Origin of the sequence: Klebsiella sp. HMSC16C06, assembly GCF_001808325.1 — a bacterium.
Classification (GTDB): Bacteria; Pseudomonadota; Gammaproteobacteria; order Enterobacterales; family Enterobacteriaceae; genus Klebsiella; species Klebsiella variicola.
In genome coordinates this window covers 1-20465 of the sequence record NZ_KV792983.1, presented here as the reverse complement: position 1 = coordinate 20465, position 20465 = coordinate 1, and the positions used below count along the sequence as shown (strand labels likewise).

Genomic DNA, 20465 nt, shown 5'->3' with positions numbered 1-20465 from the left:
AAAAAGTGAGGATAACCCATCACCTCGTGGTTCAGACTGGTAAACGCTGCCATCATAATCAGGCGAATGTTAATATACTGTGAATTTACTCACAAATTGAAAGCGGTTACATCCCATCACCGCTTCAGTTAGTGATCGGCCCCACAGTTTGCCGCTGGGCAACGGAATGACGGCGCACCAGCGTCGGCATAAAGCAGTGCGTTGCCTCGCGATCCAGCTTGCCGGCCGCCCCCAGCAGCGCCAGCTCGGTGGCCAGCTTTGCCATCGACATTACCGGATAGCGCACGGTAGTGAGTTGAGGATCGGTGTAACGGGAAATAGGAATATCATCAAAGCCAATCAACGACAGATGCTGCGGCACGACAATGCCGTTGTCCTTCAGGGTCGTCAGCGCGCCGGCCGCCATGCTGTCGTTATAGGCAAATATCGCGGTGAGACCGAGATTGCGCCCCAGCAGTTCGACCATCGCCGCCTCGCCGCCCTGCATATCCGGTGAGCCAGAACCGACCCAGCTGTCCGGGGCGATGATGCCCTGCTCCTGCAGCGCTTTGCTCCACCCTTCCCGGCGCATATCGTCATCTTCAATGCCGTGGTTTGAGGAGAGATAGCCGATGCGCTGGTGACCGTGATTGAGCAGCATGCGGGTGGCCATCAGCGCGCCGCTGACGTTGTCGAGCCCGACGCAGCGATGGGCAAAGCCTGGCACAATGCGGTTGATCAGCACCATTCCCGGGATATGTTGCATAAAGTCGCTCAGTTCATCATCGCTGAGCGCTTTCGAATGGACAATCAGCGCCGAGCAGCGCTGGCGGATCAGCACCTCGATGGCGTGGCGCTCTTTTTCCGCCTCGTGATAGCTGTTGCCGATCAGCACATACTTCTGATGCTGCTGGGCGACGGTATCCACCGCTTTCACCAGCGCGCCGAAGAAGGCGTCGGAGACGTCCATCACCACCACGCCGATGGTATCGCTCACCTGGGTGGCCAGCGCCTGGGCGTTGGCGTTGGGTCGGTAGCCCAGTTGGGTCACCGCTTTCATCACGGCGTCGCGCGTATCCGGACTCACCAGCGCGCTGTTGTTCAGCACCCGCGACACGGTGGCCACGGATACACCCGCCTGGCGGGCGACATCACGAATGGTGATCATACTCAGCGACCTTAAGAGAATTACAGCACGTCACATTCACCTCCTGTGCTCAGCAAGGAGGCTATTCTGGCAGCGACCCGCGGTCCGCTACGTGAGTGAGGTCACACGGCTGGAAACGTTTACATCCGTTTTGTTAATGATTGTGATCGAGATCGTTATCTGGATGTGTCTTTCAATGATGTGCCTGACGCACGCAGGGTTAACTGACGCCACAGCCATTCCACCGGCCCCTGGCGGAAGCGGCGCAGCCACAGCGATGAGACAAGGAGGTTAACGGCCCAGATGGGGGGAACAAAGGCCAGCAGCTGCAGACGATCGAAGCGCATAAACAGCCCGAGATGATAAAACAGGGTGGTGCAGATCAGGGTCTGCAACAGGTAGTTGGTCAGCGCCATGCGTCCGACGCAGGCGATAGCGCCCACCAGGCGGAAACGGCACAGCTGCGGCCAGTAGCCCCAGGCCAGCGAGGCATAGCCGATCGCCTGTAAGGGGGCGCTCAGTTCGCGCGGCGCCTGCAGCAAAAACGCGCACCAGCGATAGTCCCAGGCCAGATACCACTGGGCGAATATTGCCGGCAGATTTACCGCCATGCCGGCAACCACCAGCAGGGCACCCGTGCGCCGGTAGTGACGCAGACTGAACTGCCCTTTGAGCCAGCCGCTGCGCATTAGCGCCGCGCCCATCAGCATCATCCCCGCCAGCTGCCAGCCATACTGGGCGCCCAGCGCCAGCAGATTGTCCGATAGCATATCCGCCCGGTTGCTGACCGCCTCCATGCCGCCGTGCAGCTTCCAGTACTGCTCATACTGCAGGTTCGCCGCATCCGGCACCCAGGAGCGATTCGCCGCCGTCCCGGAGATGACTCCCAGCAGGACCAGCACCGCAATGCCGATGAGGTAGAGCACCACCCCGGTATTGAACAGCGATTTGACATGGTGCGCCTCACGCACCATGCGCCAGCTCACCAGCCCCACCAGGGCGTAGGCCAGCAGAATGTCGCCATCCCAGAAAAAAAGACCGTGAATGAAACCGAGCAGCGCCAGCAGCGTCAGCCGCGACTGGATCCAGCGCTTCCCTCGCGGGAGCAATAGCTGCAGACCGGCGCCAAACAGCAACGCGAACAGGGTGAGAAACTTCACCTGCGCCAGCAGGTCGAGGAGTGCCCACGTCCAGGCATCGCTGAGGGTCGCGCTTCCTGACCAGGCGGGATTGAGGTAAGCGGCCTTCGGCAAGCCGAAGGCGCTGATATTGAGAAGCAGGATACCGAGGATGGCGACGCCGCGGACAAAGTCCAGCGTGACATTTCTCTCCATGTACCCTGCTCCGTTTTAGTTGTGGTGACGTACTGCGCGCAGGAATTCCTGGCGGGTATTCTGGCTGGATTTAAACAGGCCGCCGAGAGAGGTGGTGGTGGTGGCGCTGGTCGCATCGCGAATGCCGCGCGCCTTCACGCAGTAATGCACCGCGTCAATGGATACCGCCACGTTGCTGGTGCCGAGCAGCGTCTGCAGCGCGATCAGGATCTGCTGGGTCAGACGCTCCTGGACCTGCGGACGCTGAGCGAAAAACTGCACGATGCGGTTGATTTTCGACAGGCCGATCACCGCATCTTTCGGGATATAGGCTACTGTCGCTTTACCATCGATGGTGACGAAATGGTGTTCGCAGGTGCTGGTCAGGGTGATATCGCGCACGGTAACCATTTCATCAACCTTCATTTTGTTTTCAATGACGGTGATTTTTGGGAAGCGGGAGTAATCCAGCCCGGAGAAGATCTCATCGACATACATTTTGGCGATGCGATGCGGGGTCTCCATCAGACTGTCATCACTCAGATCCAGATTCAGCAGTTGCATAATCTCGGTCATATGACCGGTAATCAAACGCTTGCGTGTTTCGTTATCAATTTCTTGTACTGGCGCACGCATCGGCGTCTCCAGCCCACGAGCGACCAGCGCTTCATGAACGAGGACGGCTTCTTTACTCAGTGATGACATTTGGGTTTCTCCTGCAGGTGTGGCGCTCTTTGCTTTTTCTGGGGGCAAAGTTTGTATTCATTGTGCGTGAGGTGGCGCACAGAATCCAGTAGCCGTAACGATAATTATTGAAATTGGCGCTGCCTTTTATTAGGGCCTGAAGCCGCGCCTCAGGCGCGGCGCCAAATCCTTATCGCCGAATCCGGAATGATCTAACCGCTGTACGCATCCATAAGCGCCATCGCTACACCGGCATGTTGGCTATAAGTTGCATTAATGATGCAGTAAGTTCTCAAAAGGAGAAAGTGAAAGTTACTCACCGGCTAATGAAATATCTGTATTATGAACGTTTACGCGCACCCCCCTTTCGAGGAGCCTTGCATGGAACTGCTTGAAGAGCATCGCTGTTTTGACGGTCGGCAACAACGCTGGCGTCATCACTCCCCTGTCCTGAACTGCGCCATGACGTTCAGCATTTTTTTACCGCCTGAGCGCGAAACGCCGCCGCCGGTACTGTACTGGCTGTCCGGGCTGACCTGTAACGACGAAAACTTTACCACCAAGGCGGGCGCCCAGCGCATTGCCGCTGAGCTGGGCATCGCGCTGGTGATGCCGGATACCAGCCCACGCGGTGATGAGGTCGCCAACGATGATGGATACGATCTGGGGCAAGGCGCCGGCTTCTACCTGAATGCCACCGAGGCGCCGTGGGCAGCGCACTATCGGATGTATGATTATCTGCGCGATGAACTGCCCGCGCTGATCCGTAGCGAGTTTAGCGTCGGCGAACGCTGCGCCATCAGCGGCCATTCGATGGGCGGTCACGGCGCGCTGGTAATGGCGCTCAAAAATCCGGGCCGCTACGCCAGCGTCTCCGCCTTCGCGCCGATCGTCAATCCCGGCCAGGTGCCGTGGGGCAAGAAAGCGTTTACCGCCTATCTGGGCGCGGATGAATCGACATGGCAGTCGTGGGACAGCTGCGTGCTGATGCAGGCCAGCCAGCCGGCTGACGCCGTGCCGACGCTGATCGACCAGGGCGATAACGATCCGTTCCTCGCCGGGCAATTACAGCCGGCCGTACTGGCGGAAACCGCCCGCCAGAAGGCCTGGCCGTTAACGCTGCGTATCCAGCCTGGCTACGACCACAGCTATTACTTCATTGCCTCGTTTATTGAAGACCATCTGCGCTTCCATGCGCAGCATCTCTTTGCCTAAACGCCACTGCGCCGCGAAGCAGCTTCGCGGCGCATGCTCAGGCCCGCAGGCCACGTTTTAGTGCCGACGATCAGAAGCGATAATCCACCGCCATAAAGTAGCGACGGCCCTCTTCGGTATAGCTGTAGTCGTCCCGGCTCAGATCTTTATCACCCACGTTCTGCACCCCGGAGCGCAGTTTCACGTTTTTGGTCACCTGCCATGCCGCGCCAACGTCAAACAGGGTGTAGCCGCCCGGCGTTTTGCCGGTGGCGCTTACCGCGCGTTGCTGGCCGGTATAGTTGGCCGTCACGTAGAAGGACCAGTCGTCCAGCGGTTTCCAGTCAAGCGTGCCGTTGGCGGTATGGAACGGCAGCGTCTGCAGCGGTTTGTCGGCGCCATTGCTCAGATCGCGGCCATCGTTGTAGGTGTAGTTCATCGTCAGCTTCCACTCATCGCCAAACGGGATCTTCACCTCCGTCTCCACCCCTTTGATGCGGGCTTTGTTGACGTTGAAATAGCGGAAGATCGGCACGCGCTTGCCGTTGACGGTTTTCCAGCCGACAAAGTTCGGGTAGCCCGGCGCTTCGCTGGCGCTGGAGGTGCGCAGAACATCGATCATATCGTCGACATTATTCTGGAAGGTGGTGATGCTGCCTTCAACATCCTGCAGCCAGCCCTCTTCCCCACGGTAGTAGAGACCGAGCTCGAAACTTTCACTGGTTTCCGGTTTCAGGTCCGGGTTACCGATGATGCTGCACGACCCGCGGCAGGAGTTGGTGGTCCAGTCGGGGTTAAGCTGCAGCAGCGACGGGGCTTTAAACGCCGTCGCCCAGCCGCCTTTGACGGTGACGGTATCGGTGGCGTTATACACCAGATAGGCGCGTGGGCTCCAGTGATCGCCATAGGTCTGATGGTCGTCCATACGAATGCCGGTGGTCAGCGCCAGCGGCTCGATGATGCGCCATTCGTCTTCGATAAACAGGGCGTACTGACTGGCGGAGGTCGACTGGCCGCCACTGCTCAGGTTGACCGGATCTTTGAGTTTATCGTGGCGCCATTCGCCGCCGAAGGTCACCAGCTGGTTAATCATGTCCAGCGGCAGGACATACTTGCCGTCGATGGCATTGCTTTCCGAGGTGATGGTCCCGTTCTGCCCCGGATTTTTGTTATCCACCTTTTCGCCGTAGAACTTGAGCTCGCTGTTGCCCATATCCCAGCGGCCATTATGGCTCAGGGAGTAGTTCTCACGCTCAAGGCGGTTGCGGTCAAGGGAATCGGAATCACGATCCTGACGGTCAAAGCCATAGCCCGCCGTAAAATCATGGTTTTCGCCCGGCGTCCAGGCGAATTCAACATTGCCATCGCGGCTGGTGAAGCCCTCGATGCGCGGCGTCTCGCCGGTGGCGCTGCTGGAAGACTGCGGATCGTCCTTGGCGCGTTTTGCCAGGCTGCCGTAGGCCTTCATCCCGAGCACGCCGTCGATCAGCGGACCGCTGGTGAAGAACTGGCCGTTCCAGGTATCGCCGCGGTCGCGGTGTTCCTGAATGGTGGTATCGGCGCTCAGCGTCCCGGTCCATTTCTGGCCGATTTTTTTGGTAATGATGTTGACCACGCCGCCGAGCGCATCGGAGCCGTAAAGGGAGGACATCGGGCCGCGCACCACCTCGATACGTTCGATGGCATCCACAGGGATCCAGTTCAGGTCGAAGTCATTGTGGCGGAAGACGGCGTTGCGGGAGTTGACGCGTTTCCCGTCGACGAGGATCAGGGTATAGCTGCTGCTCAGACCGCGAATGCTGACGCCCTTGCGGTTATCTCCTTCGTTAGTGAGCTGGACCCCAGGGACATCGCGCAGTACGTCTTTCAGGTTCTGGACGGGCTTACGTTGTAAATCCTGCTGGGTGATGACGCTGATGCTCGCCGGCGCGTCTTTGACGCTCTGTTCAGTCGCCGAGGCGGTCACCACCAGCGTTTCTTCATTTACATCGGCGAGAGCCGGAAACGCCAATGATACGACGGACGCAGACAATCCCGCCCGGATAAAAGGGTTTAACCTGAACATTCCAAATCTCCATGAGGTGTACAACCAAACAAACAAAAAGGTGCTGCTCACACGCGCTGGCGGCCTGTCGCTCTGTCGGCGACATGCTCGCGCTGTTTTCTCGTCGATGTGGCTGGTCGCCCGATGTCAGTCTGACCCAATGGCAGAGACGGGGAGTGGCTTCATCCGTAATGGGCGAAAATGATAAAGATAATGATTACGATTATCAATATAATTATGAAGAATTGTGTCAAGCTGTAACCGTGCGGACATAAAAAAAGCCCTCTTTTCAGAGGGCTTTTATCGCACAATTGCGAAGATTAACGCTTAAAGCGGTCCGGGAAGGTCATTTCGCTGTAGCGAACAAAGCGGGTGCCTTTCGCCAGCTTGTAACCAAACCAGATGACGAGGAACAGCGGAATACCGATGTAGGTCGCCGCCACGCCGCCCCAGTCAATGGTGTCCTTGAGGAACGCTTCGTAGTTCTGTCCGAGGGTGATGATCAGGCACAGCACGAAGGCGAAGATCGGCCCCAGCGGGAAGAACCCGGAACGATACGGCAGATTATTAATATCGTTACCCTGCATGACGTAGCCGCGACGGAAACGATAGTGGCTGATCGCAATACCCAGCCAGGCGATAAAGCCGGTCATCCCGGAGGTGTTCAGCAGCCACAGGTACACCGTCTGGTTGCCGAACATGGACGTCAGGAAGCACAGCGCCGCGATAACAGTGGTCGCGTACAGCGCGTTGCGCGGCACGCCGCCACGCGACAGCTTCGAGAAAATACGCGGCGCTTTGCCGTCGCAGGCCAGGGTGTACAGCATACGCGTGGAAGCGTACATCCCGGAGTTACCGGCCGACAGAACGGCAGTCAGGATAACCGCGTTCATGATCGCCGCCGCCGACAGCAGACCAGCATGCTGGAAGACCAGCGTGAACGGGCTGACGGAGATATCCTTCACGTCGTTGCGCAGCAGGCTCGGGTCGGTGTACGGAATGATCAGGCTGATAATCAGAATGGCGAAAACGTAGAACAGCAGGATACGCCAGAAGACCTGGCGCACCGCGCGCGGGATGTTCTTCTCCGGATCCTCAGACTCACCGGCCGCGATGCCGATAAGCTCAGTGCCCTGGAAGGAGAAGCCGACAATCATCGCCACGCCGATCATCGCCGAGAAACCACCGGCGAATGGCGCATCCGCGATCCCCCAGTTGCTCCAGCCAGTGGGCTGCGACCCTTTGAAGATGCCGACAATCATCATCACGCCGACAATAATAAAGATAATGACGGTGGCGACTTTGATCAGCGAGAACCAGTATTCCGCCTCGCCAAAGCCGCGCACCGAGATCCAGTTCAGCAGGAACATAATGCCAAGGAACAAGGCGCTCCAGATCCAGCCCGGGGTATCAGGGAACCAGTAGCTCATCACCAGTTGCGAAGCCACGAGGTCAACGGCGATCGTCACCGCCCAGTTGTACCAGTAGTTCCAGCCCAGCGCGAAGCCGAAGCCTTCTTCAACATAATTCTGGCCGTAGGTGGCGAAGGAACCGGACACCGGCATAAACGCCGCCAGCTCGCCCAGGCTGGTCATCAGGAAATAGACCATCAAACCGATCAGAATATAAGACAGCAGCGCCCCGCCGGGACCTGCTTGCGAAATGGTTGCGCCAGAGGCAACAAAAAGACCCGTACCGATGGAACCGCCAATGGCGATCATGGTCAAGTGGCGCGCCTTCAGTTCACGACGTAGCGTGGGCGCTTCTGTGGTTTTAGTTTCCGAAACCATGTGATAATGCTATCCATCCAAAAAATGAGGCGCGATTGTAGCAGACGATCGGGGTTCCATCCGGTACAAATGCAAAGTTATAAGAGAGCTTCATGATCGCCCGCAAATTATTAGTAAAGCACTAACCTGCGGAATTGCCAGCGAATTCCCCCCGTAATGAGGCGTAAAAACCGGGTGCTACACCTGGCAATATTGCAGAAAACGTTGTAATGCTTTGGAAATATGCTTCTGCCGATGATGGATCCGCCACAGCGTGCGCGTCAGCCGGGGCAATGGCACTTTCAGCTCCGCCAGCGTGCCCGAGGCCAGCTGTTCAGCAATCACCCGGCGCGATAAACAGCTGATGCCCAGGCCATGCCGGACGGCGTGCTTGATCGCCTCCGAATTGCCCAGCTCCATGCCCATATGAAACGCCGGCAGATGCGACAGCAGTACATAATCGACAATCTCCCGGGTACCGGACCCATGCTCGCGCAGGATCCACGGCGCCTCAGCCAGTTGCTGCAGGGTCACCTCCCCCGCCAGCAGCGGCGAATCAGGCGCAGCAAACACCACCAGCTCATCTTCCAGCCACGGCTCGGCAATGATGTCGGCGGCATGGCACGGCCCCTCAATCAGACCGAAATCCACCCGCAGGTCGGCGACGGCGTTGATCACATCCAGGCTGTTGCCGACGCTCAATTCCACCGGCAGTTCCGGGAAGTCATGGCGATAACGGGCGATGATCTCCGGCATAATATAGTTGCCGATGGTGCTGCTGGCGTAGACCCGGATCGCCCCGTTATCGCCGCGAAACAGCTGTTCGATCTCCAGCGCCCGCTCCAGCAGCGCCAGCGCACGCGGGTACAGCAGCCGTCCGTGCTCATTCACCACCAGTCGTTTACCGACGCGGTCAAACAGCTGCACGCCGAGCTGCCCTTCCAGATCGGTCAGCGCGGCGCTGACCGCAGATTGCGAAAGCGCCAGCATCTGTGACGCCTGAGTGGTTGACCCACTCTTATGGACTTCGGCGAACACTTCCAGCTGCCGCAGCGTAATATGCATAACCCACCCGTTTAGTAATCCAACCTGAATAACCTTCCTTACTATGGTGACACAAATCGAGGCGGCTGAAGGAAGGAAAATCCGCTTATGTCACAAAATCATCGTCTTGCCGGAAAACCACCCCGCTTTCGCCGCATCGCTCCCCTGCCCACTTGTCAGCGACGATGCGGTCCTTAACCACTTATTACGATTGATTATAAACATATAATCAATTTTATATTTAACCGCGCGCGGCGTAACCTTTAGGCAGACAAAGGAGAAGGTTATGACAGCACTCACTTTACCCACCAAACATCGTTCCCTGTGGCATTTTGTCCCAGGCCTGGCGCTGACCGCCGCGCTGACCGGCGCCGCCCTGTGGGCCGGGAGTTTCCCGGCCATCGCCGGCGCAGGCTTTAGCGCCCTGACCCTCGCTATCCTGTTCGGGATGGTCGTCGGCAACACGGTCTACCCGAAAATCTGGCAGCCCTGCGACGGCGGGGTGATCTTCGCCAAGCAGCACCTGCTGCGCCTGGGGATCATCCTCTACGGCTTCCGCCTGACGTTCGCCCAGATTGCCGACGTCGGCGTGAGCGGTATTTTGATTGACGTTCTGACGCTCTCCAGTACCTTTTTCATCGCCTGCTTCCTTGGCCAGAAAGTGTTTGGTCTCGACAAACACACCAGCTGGCTGATCGGCGCCGGCAGCAGCATCTGCGGCGCGGCGGCTGTGCTCGCCACCGAGCCGGTGGTCAAAGCCGAAGCCAGTAAAGTGACGGTCGCCGTCGCCACGGTGGTTATCTTCGGTACCATCGCCATCTTCCTCTACCCGGCGATGTACCCGCTGCTGGCGCACTGGTTTACTCCGGAGACCTACGGGATCTATATGGGTTCCACCATGCATGAAGTGGCGCAGGTGGTTGCCGCCGGCCATGCGGTCAGCCCGGACGCCGAGAACGCGGCGGTTATCGCCAAAATGCTGCGCGTCATGATGCTGGCTCCGTTCCTGCTGTTCCTGGCGGCGCGTGTTAAACAGCTGACCCCGGCAGGCAACGGCGAGAAAAGCAAAATCACCATTCCGTGGTTCGCGATTATGTTCATCCTGGTGGCGGTGTTTAACTCCTTCCATCTGCTGCCGAAAGCCGTGGTGGATATGCTGGTGACGCTGGATACCGTTCTGCTGGCGATGGCAATGGCCGCCCTCGGGGTCACCACTCACGTCAGCGCGCTGAAAAAAGCCGGGGCGAAACCGCTGCTGATGGCGCTGATGCTGTTCGTCTGGTTGATTGTCGGCGGCGGGGTCATTAACGTCGCTATCCACAGCCTGATGGCATAAAGCACTACATCTTTCTCCAGTTAAGCCGCTATCATTACCCACCCCCCAGCGGCTTTAACTGGAGTTTTTTTATGAAATACGTAGGAGCGCACGTGAGCGCCTCAGGTGGACTGGCCAATGCCGCCATTCGCGCCGCCGAAATCGAAGCAACCGCCTTCGCCCTCTTCACCAAAAACCAGCGCCAGTGGCGCGCCGCGCCGCTCAGCGACGAAACCATCGCCGAATTCAAAGCCGCCTGCGAAAAGTATCACTTTGGCCCCGGGCAGATCCTGCCGCACGACAGCTACCTGATTAACCTCGGCCACCCGGTGGAAGAGGCGCTGGAAAAATCCCGTGATGCCTTCATTGATGAGATGACCCGCTGCCAGCAGCTGGGGCTGACGCTGCTCAACTTCCACCCCGGCAGTCATCTGCAGCAGATCCCGGAGGAGGCGTGCCTGGCGCGCATCGCCGAATCGATCAATATCGCGCTGGCGAAGACCGAAGGCGTCACCGCGGTGATCGAAAACACCGCCGGCCAGGGCAGCAACCTCGGCTTTAAGTTCGAGCACCTCGCGGCGATTATCGACGGCGTGGAAGATAAATCCCGCGTCGGCGTCTGCATCGATACCTGCCACGCGTTCGCCGCCGGCTATGACCTGCGCAGCGCCGAAGCCTGCGAGAAGACCTTTGCCGACTTCGAGCGTATCGTCGGCTTCCAGTATCTGCGCGGCATGCACCTGAATGATGCCAAGAGTACGTTTGGCAGCCGCGTTGACCGTCACCATAGCCTTGGCGAAGGCAACATTGGCCACGACTGCTTCCGCTGGATCATGCAGGACAGCCGCTTCGACGGCATTCCACTGATTCTGGAAACCATCAACCCGGATATCTGGGCGGAAGAGATTGCCTGGCTGCGGGCGCAGCAGATCGCCGAAGTGGCGTAAAACAGAGACAAAAAAAGGGCCGAACAATCGGCCCTTTTTTATTACGGTAAGATTATGCCGCTTTTTCGACGTCCACTACCTGCGCTTCCGGGCGTTTCAGCACCGCGTAGGAGAGGCCCGCCACCAGCGTCCCGGCAACAATCGCCAGCAGGTAGCCCAGCACCGGCGTAATCGCTCCCGGGATCAGCAGGACAAACAGACCGCCGTGCGGCGCCATCAGTTTTGCGCCAATCGCCATCGAGATAGCGCCGGTTACCGCGCCGCCGACGATGCAGCAAGGCAGCACGCGCATCGGGTCACGGGCGGCAAAAGGAATCGCCCCTTCAGAGATAAAGCACAGGCCGAGAACCAGCGCGGCTTTCCCCCCTTCACGCTGCCCTTTGTCGAACTTATTGCGGGCAACCAGCGTCGCGATACCCATCGCCAGCGGAGGCACCATACCGGCCGCCATGATCGCCGCCATCGGCGCGTAGGTCTGGGTACTCAGCAGGCCCACGCCAAAGGCATAAGCCGCTTTATTCACTGGCCCGCCCATGTCGGTACACATCATCGCGCCGAGGATTGCGCCTAACAGAACCGCGTTCGCGGTGCCCATGGTTTGCAGCCAGTGGGTCAGCCAGGCGAGAATACCGGCTACCGGTTTACCGATCAGGTAGATCATCGCCAGACCCACGATCAGGCTGGATACCAGCGGAATGATCAGGATTGGCTTCAACGCTTCCATACTCTGCGGCAGTTTCAGCTTCGTGCTGATGGCTTTCGCCACGTAACCGGCAAGGAAACCAGCGATGATCCCGCCGATAAAGCCGGAGCCGCCGCTGACCGCCAGCATACCGCCGATAAGACCCGGGGTCAGGCCCGGACGGTCGGCAATGGAGAAGGCGATAAAGCCTGCCAGCACCGGTACCATCAGCGCGAAGGCCGAGCCGCCGCCGATCTGCATCAGCGCCGCCGCCAGGGTGTCTTTCACTTCAAACGCTTTGATCCCGAAGGCAAAGGAGAGCGCAATACACAGGCCCCCGGCCACCACCATCGGCAGCATGTAGGAGACGCCGGTCAGCAGGTGGCGGTAGGCGCCCGCCGACTCTTTTTTCCCTTCGCCAGCAGCCTGAGGTTTACCGGACGGCTGGTACGGTTTGGCTTCGGCCACCGCTTTATCCAGCTCCTGGGCGGTTTTCTTCAGCGCCAGACCGGTGGTGGTGCGATACATTGGCTTACCGGCGAATTTCGCCAGGTCCACCTCGATATCGGCAGCGACGATCACCAGATCCGCCTCGGCCACCTCTTCCGGGGTGATGGCATTGCCAGCCCCGACGGAGCCGCGGGTTTCCACCTTCACCCACCAGCCGCGTTTTTTGGCTTCGGTTTCGATGGCTTCTGCCGCCATAAAGGTATGAGCAACGCCGGTCGGGCAGGCCGTGACCGCGACAATACGTTTCGGTCCGCCGGTAGCCGCCGGGACTGCCGCAGCGGCAGGGGCCGCGTACGGCGTTGCGTGACCTTTGGCTTCGCTGAGGAACAGCTCCGGGTGCGCCACGGCGCGATTAATATCGCCGAGGTAGACCTGTTTGCCGTTCAGCGCGCTGTCGGTGGGCAGCGCCGCGCCCAGCACAATCACCAGTTCGGCGTCGTTCGGGTTATCAATCAGTTCAAGGTGCGCTTTAGGCGCTGCCGCTCCCAGCAGGGTTTTCGCCATATAGGCGCGCGCCTGTCCGAGTCCGGCATCAATAATCAGCAGCGTTTTCATTATGCCTCTCCTGCTGTCAATTAAAGGGTTGTAAGTCGACGCGCGCCATCATCGCGGCCAACTGGGTACGGTCGGTAATACCCACGTTGCTCTGGCTGACGGCCAGGGCAGCGACGGCAGTCGCCAGGCGCAGGGTATGCTCGCTGGATTCACGCATCAGCAGGCCGTAAATCAGGCCGCCAACCATCGAATCGCCGGCGCCGACGGTGCTGACCACTTCCACTGAAGGCGGTTTGGCAATCCACTCACCGGAGGCGTTCACCCACAGCGCGCCCTCTTCACCCAGGGAAATCACCACGTGGGCGATACCCTGCTCGCGCAGCGCATGGGCGGCTTCGATAACATCTTTCATCTCCGGCAGCTTACGCCCGGCCCAGATTTCCAGCTCGCGACGGTTCGGTTTCACCAGCCATGGCGCCGCTTTCAGTCCGGCAACCAGCGCTTCGCGGCTGCTGTCGAAAATAATGCATGGGCACTGGCTGCGCAGACGGGTCATCCAGTCGGTGAAGGCCTCCGGGCTGACGCCGGACGGCAGGCTGCCGCTGACGCAGACCATATCGAACTGCCCGAGCCAGCTCAGGGAGTCGTTGACGAAGCGTTCCCAGTCGCCCGGGGTGACTTCAAAGCCGGAGAAGTTGAAATCCGTCACTTCGCCATCTTTTTCCGTCAGCTTAACGTTGATGCGGGTCCGGCCCTGCACCACCTGGAAACGGTTGGCGATCCCCAGCTCGCTGAACAGCTGCTGAAAGCCATCCTGGTTGTCTTTGCCCAGGAAGCCGCCGACGGTGACGTCAATACCGAGATCTTTCAGCACTTTCGCCACGTTGATGCCTTTCCCGGCGGCATGCAGACCGGTGGTGCGCACCAGGTTCACTTCACCGCGTTCAATCTCCGGGGTGAACCCCACCAGATCGTACGCCGGGTTTAACGTAATCGTTGCTACACGTCTGCTCATTTATGCGCCCTCCCCAAGGCCTGCGGCGATCGCTTCGCCAATCGCATCCAGCGCTTGTTGCGCATCCTCACCCTGCGCGGTGAAACGCAGACGGTGGCCTTTTTTCACACCCAGCGCCACGACCTTCATCAGGCTGCGACCGTTGGCCGGCTTGCCGGAACCGTCGAGGTTGGTGACGGTGATGTCGCTGGAGAATTGTTTAATCGTATTGACCAGCATGGTGCCCGGTCGGGCATGCAGGCCATGCTCATTGCGCACCACGAATTCGGCGCTCAGCACATCTTCCGCAATGGCATCGTCGCTGGTCAGCAGCGCCAGCACGGTGGCGGCGTCAGCTTTCAGCAAACGGTCAGCTTTCTTGTCCAGCAACAGCTTGCTCAGGCGGTTCAGCACCGCAGTCGGCTGCTCATCGGCCATCGCCACCGTGACCAGCAGAGAAACCGGCTGGTCGTCGCGGGTAAAGGCATTAGCCGCGCGGCTGACTGCCACGGCGCTGCGCAGATTGCCTTCCGCACTGTCGTTCAGCCAGACGCCCTGACCGAGGTTCAGCGGCGTATCGTTGATAGCGTGGCTTACGAATGCCGTGTCAGCGGCACCCACTTCTTTCAGTCGCGCCGCGTTCAGCGCCTGCAGGGTCAGCAGATCGCTGGCCGCCACGTCGAGGCTGAGGGTCTCGTTGTCCAGCTTCAGCGCTTCGCTCTGTTTTTCACCCATCAGCAGCGCACGCAGCTCTTCCGCGGTGGTGGCGGACTGCAGCTGCGCGGCTACCGCGTCATCGCTTAGCACATGGGTCAGCTGACGCAGCAGGCCGAGGTGTTCATCTGAGCTGGCGGCAATACCGATCGCCACATAGGCGGTCTGCCCTTCGCCCCAGGTGACGCCCTGCGGGAACTGAAATACCTGGACGCCGGTCTTCAGCACCTGGTCACGGGTGTCCGTCGTGCCGTGCGGGATCGCAATCCCGTTGCCGAGGAAGGTCGAGGTCTGCTGCTCGCGAGCCAGCATACCGTTCACGTAGCCATCAGCCACGTTGCCGGCGCTGACCAGCGCGGCGGCGACCTGCCGGATGGCCTCTTCTTTATTACCGGCCTGCTGGCCGGGATGAATATCCTGCACAGATAACTGGAACATGGTTCTCCTCTCCTGCTGAATTGAATCGTTTCAGCTAACTTGAGAAAAAAGGCGCCATCTGACGGGGAACGGATTGTCGAATGACGCTGAAACGTTTCAAGAATTTTGTACCTTTCTTGCTCAACGCGCAAGGTACGTCAGCGACTTGATTGCAGAACTTAGAGGTACTGCACACTTTTGCTGAAGCCTTTGCTATCGACCACCGCAAATGTCAGCTTTTTGCTGAACCTTATATTTTGAAACGCCTTTTTAATTATTCGTGCCATACTACTGTTCATTTTCAGCCAGCAGGCGTAAACTCCGCGCCGTCTCCTGAAACTACAGAAAACCGAACATGCAAAACCGTAGCGCCGCTCTTCCCCGACGCGGGTTCGATGTAACCTCTTCCGCATTCTTAATCGTCGCCTTTCTGACAGGCATTGCCGGGGCGTTGCAAACCCCAACCCTGAGCCTCTTTTTGACCAACGAAGTGCACGTCCGCCCGGCGATGGTCGGCTTCTTTTTTACCGGTAGCGCCGTCATTGGCATTCTGGTCAGCCAGTTTCTCGCCGGCCGCTCCGACCGCCGGGGCGATCGCAAACAGCTGATTGTCGTCTGCTGCCTGCTGGGGGTGCTGGCCTGCCTGCTGTTTGCCTGGAACCGGAACTACTTCATTTTGCTGTTTATCGGCGTCTTCCTCAGTAGCTTTGGCTCGACCGCCAACCCGCAGATGTTCGCCCTCGCGCGCGAGCACGCCGACAAGACCGGTCGCGAAGCGGTGATGTTCAGCTCCATTTTGCGCGCCCAGGTCTCCCTGGCATGGGTGATTGGTCCCCCGCTGGCCTACGCCCTGGCGATGGGGTTTGGTTTTACCGCAATGTATCTCAGCGCTGCGGCGGCGTTTATCGTCTGCGGGATCATGGTCTGGCTGTTCTTACCCAGCATGCATAAAGCGGCGGCGGTGGCGATGGGCCGGCTGGAAGCCCCGCGCACGCACCGCCGCGATGCGCTGCTGCTGTTTAGCATCTGCACGCTGATGTGGGGCACCAACAGCCTGTACATCATTAATATGCCGCTGTTTATCATTAATGAGCTGCATCTGCCGGAGAAGCTGGCCGGGCTGATGATGGGCACCGCGGCCGGACTGGAAATTCCTACCATGCTGATTGCCGGTTATTATGCCCGGCGCTTTGGTAAACGCTTTCTGATGCGCCTTTCGGCAGTGGCCGGTGTGTTGTTTTACGTGGGCATGTTGACGGTGCATACGCCGGCGCTGCTGCTGGCGATGCAGGTGCTGAACGCCGTCTATATCGGGATCCTCGCCGGGATCGGCATGCTCTATTTCCAGGATCTGATGCCGGGGCAAGCGGGCGCGGCCACTACCCTCTACACCAATACCACCCGCGTCGGCTGGATCATCGCCGGTTCACTGGCGGGGGTAATAGCGGAGATCTGGAGCTATCACGCGGTGTTCTGGATAGCGCTGGTCATGGGTATCACCGCTCAGGTCTGCCTGTGGCGGATCAGGGACGTGTAGGCAAGACGGCCCGGCCTCGACGGGCCATCCTGATTAATGATCCAGATAGAGATAATGCAGCCAGCTGGTCATTCGTAGCAGGACTTTGCGCATAATCGACACATGGGCAAAATAATCGGTATAAACCGCCGCCTGCGCACTGACCCCGTCCGGTAAATGTTCCACTTCCGGGTGGGGATCGAGGTCGATCAGCACATAGATGCCCTCTTTTCCTGCCCCGGCGCTCAGCCCCTGCAGCGCACCGCTGGCCTGATAGCTGCCATCCGGGATCGCCGGCAGCACCCGCGATACCTTACCGCTATAGACGCTGCCCGGCAGACCATTAAACACCACCTCCGCGCTATCCCCGGCCGTCAGACGCAGAACCGAGTTCTGGCGGAATACCGCCACCACCTGGCGCTTTTGCTGGGGAATAAACACCAGCACCGGCTTGAAGGGCAGACGTACCGCGGTCATCCCCGGCCGCGCCAATAGCTGGGTAACGTAGCCATCGCTCGGCGCACGAACCACGGTTTGCGCCAGATTATACTCCGCCTCGAGGATCTGCGATTTCAGACTGGCAATGTTGGCATCAAGCCCGTTATAGCGGCCAGACACCTGCTCTCTGGCGTTTTGTAATTGCGCTTTCGCCGCCTGCAATACCGCCGTCTGGATCTGCACCTGCTGCCTGGCGTGAGTCACATCCTGTTCCGAGAAAGGATTGACCGGCATGGCCGCTCCCTGGGCATAGCGCTGGTAGTCGCGGGTAACGCGATCGTACTCGGCCTGCGCCTGCTGCACTCTGGCGCTGGCATCGTCGATAGTCGCCTGCTTCGCCCGCAGCGTCGCCTCTTCGACCGCCAGATCGGCTTTCAGCTTGTTCAGCCGCGCGCGGTAGCGGGTGTCATCGATGCGGAACAGCAATTCGCCCTTCTTCATTAACACGTTGGTTTTAGTCGTGACCTCAACCACCTCGCCTGAGACCTGAGGCACCATAGGAATAGAAACGACAATTTTTTGCGCCCGCAGCGTATAGGGATGGTTATAGTTCATCGTTAATATTAACGCGCCTACGACCACTATTCCGCCTAATATGGCAGTGGGTATTGTCCATTTATTTACTGGAATGCGAAATATCTTAAAAACGCCCCAGGCGATGGCGACATAGCAAAGGATAATTAACAGATCCATATTATTTATCTTTATTCCCCGCTGACGCCTGCTGGCTGTTTTTTAACGCCGCTTCGAGTAATGCGATACGTTGCTCCAGTTCCTTGCGTTGCAGACTATCCTCGGTCTGCGAAGCCATCCCCCACCCGCGGTCAGGGCGGTACAAGGTGGCCCAGATCCACAGAAAAGGCCAGATAGCATGCAGGGTAAACAGGCTTATCCAGCCCGCCACATGAATCGCGTCCTGATGGGGGTGCTGCCGTTTTTGCGCGATATGATAGGGAATATCGTGGATAATAATCACTCCATAAAATAATATGAGAAAAACCAGTATTAATACAAACAAAGCAAAATAATTAAGCAGCATGGTGCATATACACTCAGTAAGCCAGCGGGAAGATCGTTATTTTTAATGACGTCGAGGACCACAAAAGAAGCGATAAAACGCACAATTTTCCTTAAATAACGGACTGTTCAACGCAAAGGCCATCATACGTTTAGCGGATCAATAAATCACATGGCAATTCCGCCAAACTGGTATATCATTTTTGATATACCACAGATATCAGGCAGCGATAAGATGTTGAAAGACTTTAAAATGGATGAGCTGAGAATCATCAGCGCCATCGCCGAAACCGCCAGCGTCAGCCGGGCGGCCCAGCGCCTGAATATGCCCCAGTCTAACGTCTCACGGACACTGACCAGCGTGGAGCGGAAAGTCGGTCTGGCCATTTTCCTGCGCGCCGCCAGAGAGCTGGTGCGCACCGAGTTCGGCGAGCAGTTTATTCACGCCAGCCGCGCCGTCCTTGAGCAACATGAGCAGCTTATCAACCTCGCCGACCGTTATAAGAACACGCTGCAGGGCGTGGTCACCCTTGGGGCGCCCATTGGCATCCACCAGTTTCTCGGGCGCTATATTCTGCCGGCACTGAGAAAAACCCTGCCAGAGCTACAGATCAATCTGGTCACCCGCAACGCCAGCGAGCGGGAACAGAAATACGGCGCCATTTTTAATAGCGACTGCGATCTGCTGATAAGCCCCTTTAAGCCACAGAATGAAAATCTCATCGCCCGCCCCTTTACCCGCTTTCGCACCGGCGTCTTCGCCTCTCCGGACTATCTGGCGCAACATCCTATCGCCGAGCCGGAGGCGCTGGTGGATCATGAGTGCATTACCCTGCGCATGCTGGGCGGCAGCGACAATATCTGGACCTTCAAAAGCAAAAACGGCGAACCGCTTAATCTCACGGTAAAGGGGGGATTCGTTTGCGATAACACACTACCGGCGGTGGAGCTGGCGAAGCTGGGGATGGGGATCGTCTATGCGCCCTACTATTCACTCGCCACCGAGCTGGCGGCGGGACAGCTGGTTCCCTGTCTGAAAAAGGAGCGCTGTATCGACCTGCAGGCCTGGCTTATCTTCCAGCGGCGGGACATTCTCCCCCTGCGCGTACAGGCGCTACTCGACGGCCTCAGCGCCCATATCAAAAACCTGTCTCATCTGCTGCTTTAAGCTCAGGGCGCGGTGGCCAGCTCAAGATCCAGCAGCCAGGTGATGGCGTCATCGCGGTGGGTGAAGCACATCTCGGGCGAGGGCTGCAGGCTGGCGCACACCTTCGGGCGCAGAGGGGAGCCGAAAATCAGGCACAAGTTGTGCTCGGAAAGCTGAATACAGCGGGTATTGGCGGGCTTGCCCTGCGGCATTCCGGGTATTGGCGATGATATAGAGGGAGCGATGCAACATGCGCCACAATCGGTACGACATTCCACAACCCAGCTCCCAAACGCTCATTTTGTGCCACAGCCTAAACGTTTTGCCAGAAGATAGCAAAACTCGCGAATTCCGCTTGCCTGAAGGCGCGGGCGCGAGTAGTTTTACGCGATATTTTTGACTCGTTAAGTGACAGGATTACTGCAATGCCAAGAGCGAATGAAATTAAAAAAGGTATGGTGCTGAATTACAACGGCAAGCTGCTGATTGTGAAAAATATTGATATTCAGTCACCCAGCGCCCGTGGTGCTGCGACACTGTATAAAATGCGCTTCTCCGATGTGCGTACCGGCCTGAAAGTGGAAGAGCGCTTCAAAGGTGACGATATCGTCGATACCGTGACCCTGACCCGTCGTTTCGTTGACTTCTCCTATGTCGATGGCAACGAATACGTGTTCATGGATAAAGAAGACTATACCCCTTACACCTTTACCAAAGAGCAGATCGAAGAAGAGCTGCAGTTTATTCCGGAAGGCGGGATGCCGGATATGCAGGTGCTGACCTGGGACGGCCAACTGCTGGCCCTGGAGCTGCCGCAGACCGTTGACCTGGAAATTATCGAAACCGCGCCGGGTATTAAAGGGGCATCCGCCAGCTCCCGCACCAAGCCAGCCACCATGAGCACCGGCCTGGTGATTCAGGTGCCGGAATACCTGACCACCGGTGAGAAAATCCGCATTCATATCGAAGAGTGCCGCTATATGGGCCGCGCGGATTAATCCTCTGTGACGCCCCGACAGTAAAAAGGGACAGCCGCTGG

At 58.3% G+C, this 20465-nt stretch carries 18 protein-coding genes; 6 read left to right on the top strand and 12 right to left on the bottom strand.

The genetic code is table 11. The features are described from left to right. Positions 1–124 precede the first annotated feature (124 nt). The 3 genes from galS to folE form a co-directional block, all read right to left on the bottom strand. Positions 125–1147: an HTH-type transcriptional regulator GalS gene (gene galS / locus HMPREF3142_RS01790; protein ID WP_070611437.1), complete on the bottom strand. Its 1023-nt coding sequence runs from the start codon at positions 1145–1147 to the stop codon at positions 125–127. Between the two features lie 155 nt (positions 1148–1302). Then, positions 1303–2460, bottom strand: coding sequence for a DUF418 domain-containing protein YeiB (gene yeiB / locus HMPREF3142_RS01785; RefSeq protein ID WP_008804026.1), 1158 nt, complete (start codon positions 2458–2460; stop codon positions 1303–1305). 15 nt (positions 2461–2475) lie between these two features. After that, positions 2476–3144, bottom strand: coding sequence for a GTP cyclohydrolase I FolE (gene folE, locus HMPREF3142_RS01780; RefSeq protein WP_008804025.1), 669 nt, complete (start codon positions 3142–3144; stop codon positions 2476–2478). A gap of 360 nt (positions 3145–3504) precedes the next feature. On the opposite strand from folE, the gene fghA reads away from it, so the two are divergent. Continuing rightward, positions 3505–4338, top strand: a complete 834-nt coding sequence (gene fghA / locus HMPREF3142_RS01775) for an S-formylglutathione hydrolase (RefSeq protein WP_032740133.1) — start codon at positions 3505–3507, stop codon at positions 4336–4338. Positions 4339–4408: 70 nt separating this feature from the next. On the opposite strand, the gene cirA is transcribed toward fghA, so the two are convergent. The 3 genes from cirA to yieE form a co-directional block, all read right to left on the bottom strand. After that, positions 4409–6382, bottom strand: a complete 1974-nt coding sequence (gene cirA / locus HMPREF3142_RS01770) for a catecholate siderophore receptor CirA (RefSeq protein WP_012967551.1) — start codon at positions 6380–6382, stop codon at positions 4409–4411. Between the two features lie 299 nt (positions 6383–6681). Next, positions 6682–8151, bottom strand: a complete 1470-nt coding sequence (locus HMPREF3142_RS01765; RefSeq protein WP_008804022.1) for an amino acid permease — start codon at positions 8149–8151, stop codon at positions 6682–6684. A gap of 177 nt (positions 8152–8328) precedes the next feature. Continuing rightward, entirely contained in the window at positions 8329–9195 is an 867-nt protein-coding gene (gene yieE / locus HMPREF3142_RS01760) for a DNA-binding transcriptional regulator YeiE (RefSeq protein WP_008804021.1), read from the bottom strand. Between the two features lie 265 nt (positions 9196–9460). Here yieE and HMPREF3142_RS01755 point away from each other — a divergent pair, with 265 nt between their 5' ends. Both HMPREF3142_RS01755 and nfo read left to right on the top strand, forming a co-directional pair. After that, entirely contained in the window at positions 9461–10510 is a 1050-nt protein-coding gene (locus HMPREF3142_RS01755; protein WP_002912935.1) for a YeiH family protein, read from the top strand. Between the two features lie 71 nt (positions 10511–10581). Beyond that, positions 10582–11436: a deoxyribonuclease IV gene (nfo, locus tag HMPREF3142_RS01750; RefSeq protein WP_012967549.1), complete on the top strand. Its 855-nt coding sequence runs from the start codon at positions 10582–10584 to the stop codon at positions 11434–11436. 52 nt (positions 11437–11488) lie between these two features. Here the strand turns inward: nfo and fruA are convergent, their stop codons facing one another. From fruA to fruB, 3 genes are read right to left on the bottom strand one after another with little or no spacing between them, the layout of a single operon-like run. After that, a complete protein-coding gene (fruA, locus tag HMPREF3142_RS01745; RefSeq protein WP_012541027.1) occupies positions 11489–13183 on the bottom strand; it encodes a PTS fructose transporter subunit IIBC in 1695 nt (564 codons plus the stop codon). A gap of 16 nt (positions 13184–13199) precedes the next feature. Continuing rightward, the gene (gene fruK, locus HMPREF3142_RS01740) at positions 13200–14138 is read right to left on the bottom strand and encodes a 1-phosphofructokinase (RefSeq protein ID WP_004103928.1); all 939 of its coding nucleotides are present in this window, start codon (positions 14136–14138) and stop codon (positions 13200–13202) included. Next, complete coding sequence (gene fruB, locus HMPREF3142_RS01735) at positions 14139–15269, bottom strand: fused PTS fructose transporter subunit IIA/HPr protein (RefSeq protein WP_008804018.1); 1131 nt, start codon at positions 15267–15269, stop codon at positions 14139–14141. 334 nt (positions 15270–15603) lie between these two features. On the opposite strand from fruB, the gene setB reads away from it, so the two are divergent. Continuing rightward, entirely contained in the window at positions 15604–16785 is a 1182-nt protein-coding gene (gene setB / locus HMPREF3142_RS01730; RefSeq protein WP_070611435.1) for a sugar efflux transporter SetB, read from the top strand. A 33-nt stretch (positions 16786–16818) separates the two neighbouring features. Here the strand turns inward: setB and HMPREF3142_RS01725 are convergent, their stop codons facing one another. Both HMPREF3142_RS01725 and HMPREF3142_RS01720 read right to left on the bottom strand, forming a co-directional pair. Beyond that, positions 16819–17955, bottom strand: coding sequence for an HlyD family secretion protein (locus tag HMPREF3142_RS01725; RefSeq protein WP_070611433.1), 1137 nt, complete (start codon positions 17953–17955; stop codon positions 16819–16821). A gap of 1 nt (position 17956) precedes the next feature. Then, the gene (locus tag HMPREF3142_RS01720; RefSeq protein ID WP_008804015.1) at positions 17957–18301 is read right to left on the bottom strand and encodes a DUF3302 domain-containing protein; all 345 of its coding nucleotides are present in this window, start codon (positions 18299–18301) and stop codon (positions 17957–17959) included. Between the two features lie 213 nt (positions 18302–18514). On the opposite strand from HMPREF3142_RS01720, the gene HMPREF3142_RS01715 reads away from it, so the two are divergent. Next, positions 18515–19447 (top strand): LysR family transcriptional regulator, encoded by a 933-nt coding sequence (locus tag HMPREF3142_RS01715; protein WP_032755023.1) that lies wholly within the window; start codon positions 18515–18517, stop codon positions 19445–19447. A 2-nt stretch (positions 19448–19449) separates the two neighbouring features. Here HMPREF3142_RS01715 and HMPREF3142_RS01710 read toward each other — a convergent pair whose 3' ends face one another. Beyond that, positions 19450–19704 carry a YkgJ family cysteine cluster protein gene (locus tag HMPREF3142_RS01710; RefSeq protein WP_008804013.1) on the bottom strand — a complete coding sequence of 85 codons (255 nt, stop codon included), beginning with the start codon at positions 19702–19704 and terminating at the stop codon, positions 19450–19452. Between the two features lie 147 nt (positions 19705–19851). Here HMPREF3142_RS01710 and yeiP point away from each other — a divergent pair, with 147 nt between their 5' ends. After that, the gene (gene yeiP / locus HMPREF3142_RS01705) at positions 19852–20424 is read left to right on the top strand and encodes an elongation factor P-like protein YeiP (protein WP_002912951.1); all 573 of its coding nucleotides are present in this window, start codon (positions 19852–19854) and stop codon (positions 20422–20424) included. Positions 20425–20465 lie beyond the last annotated feature (41 nt).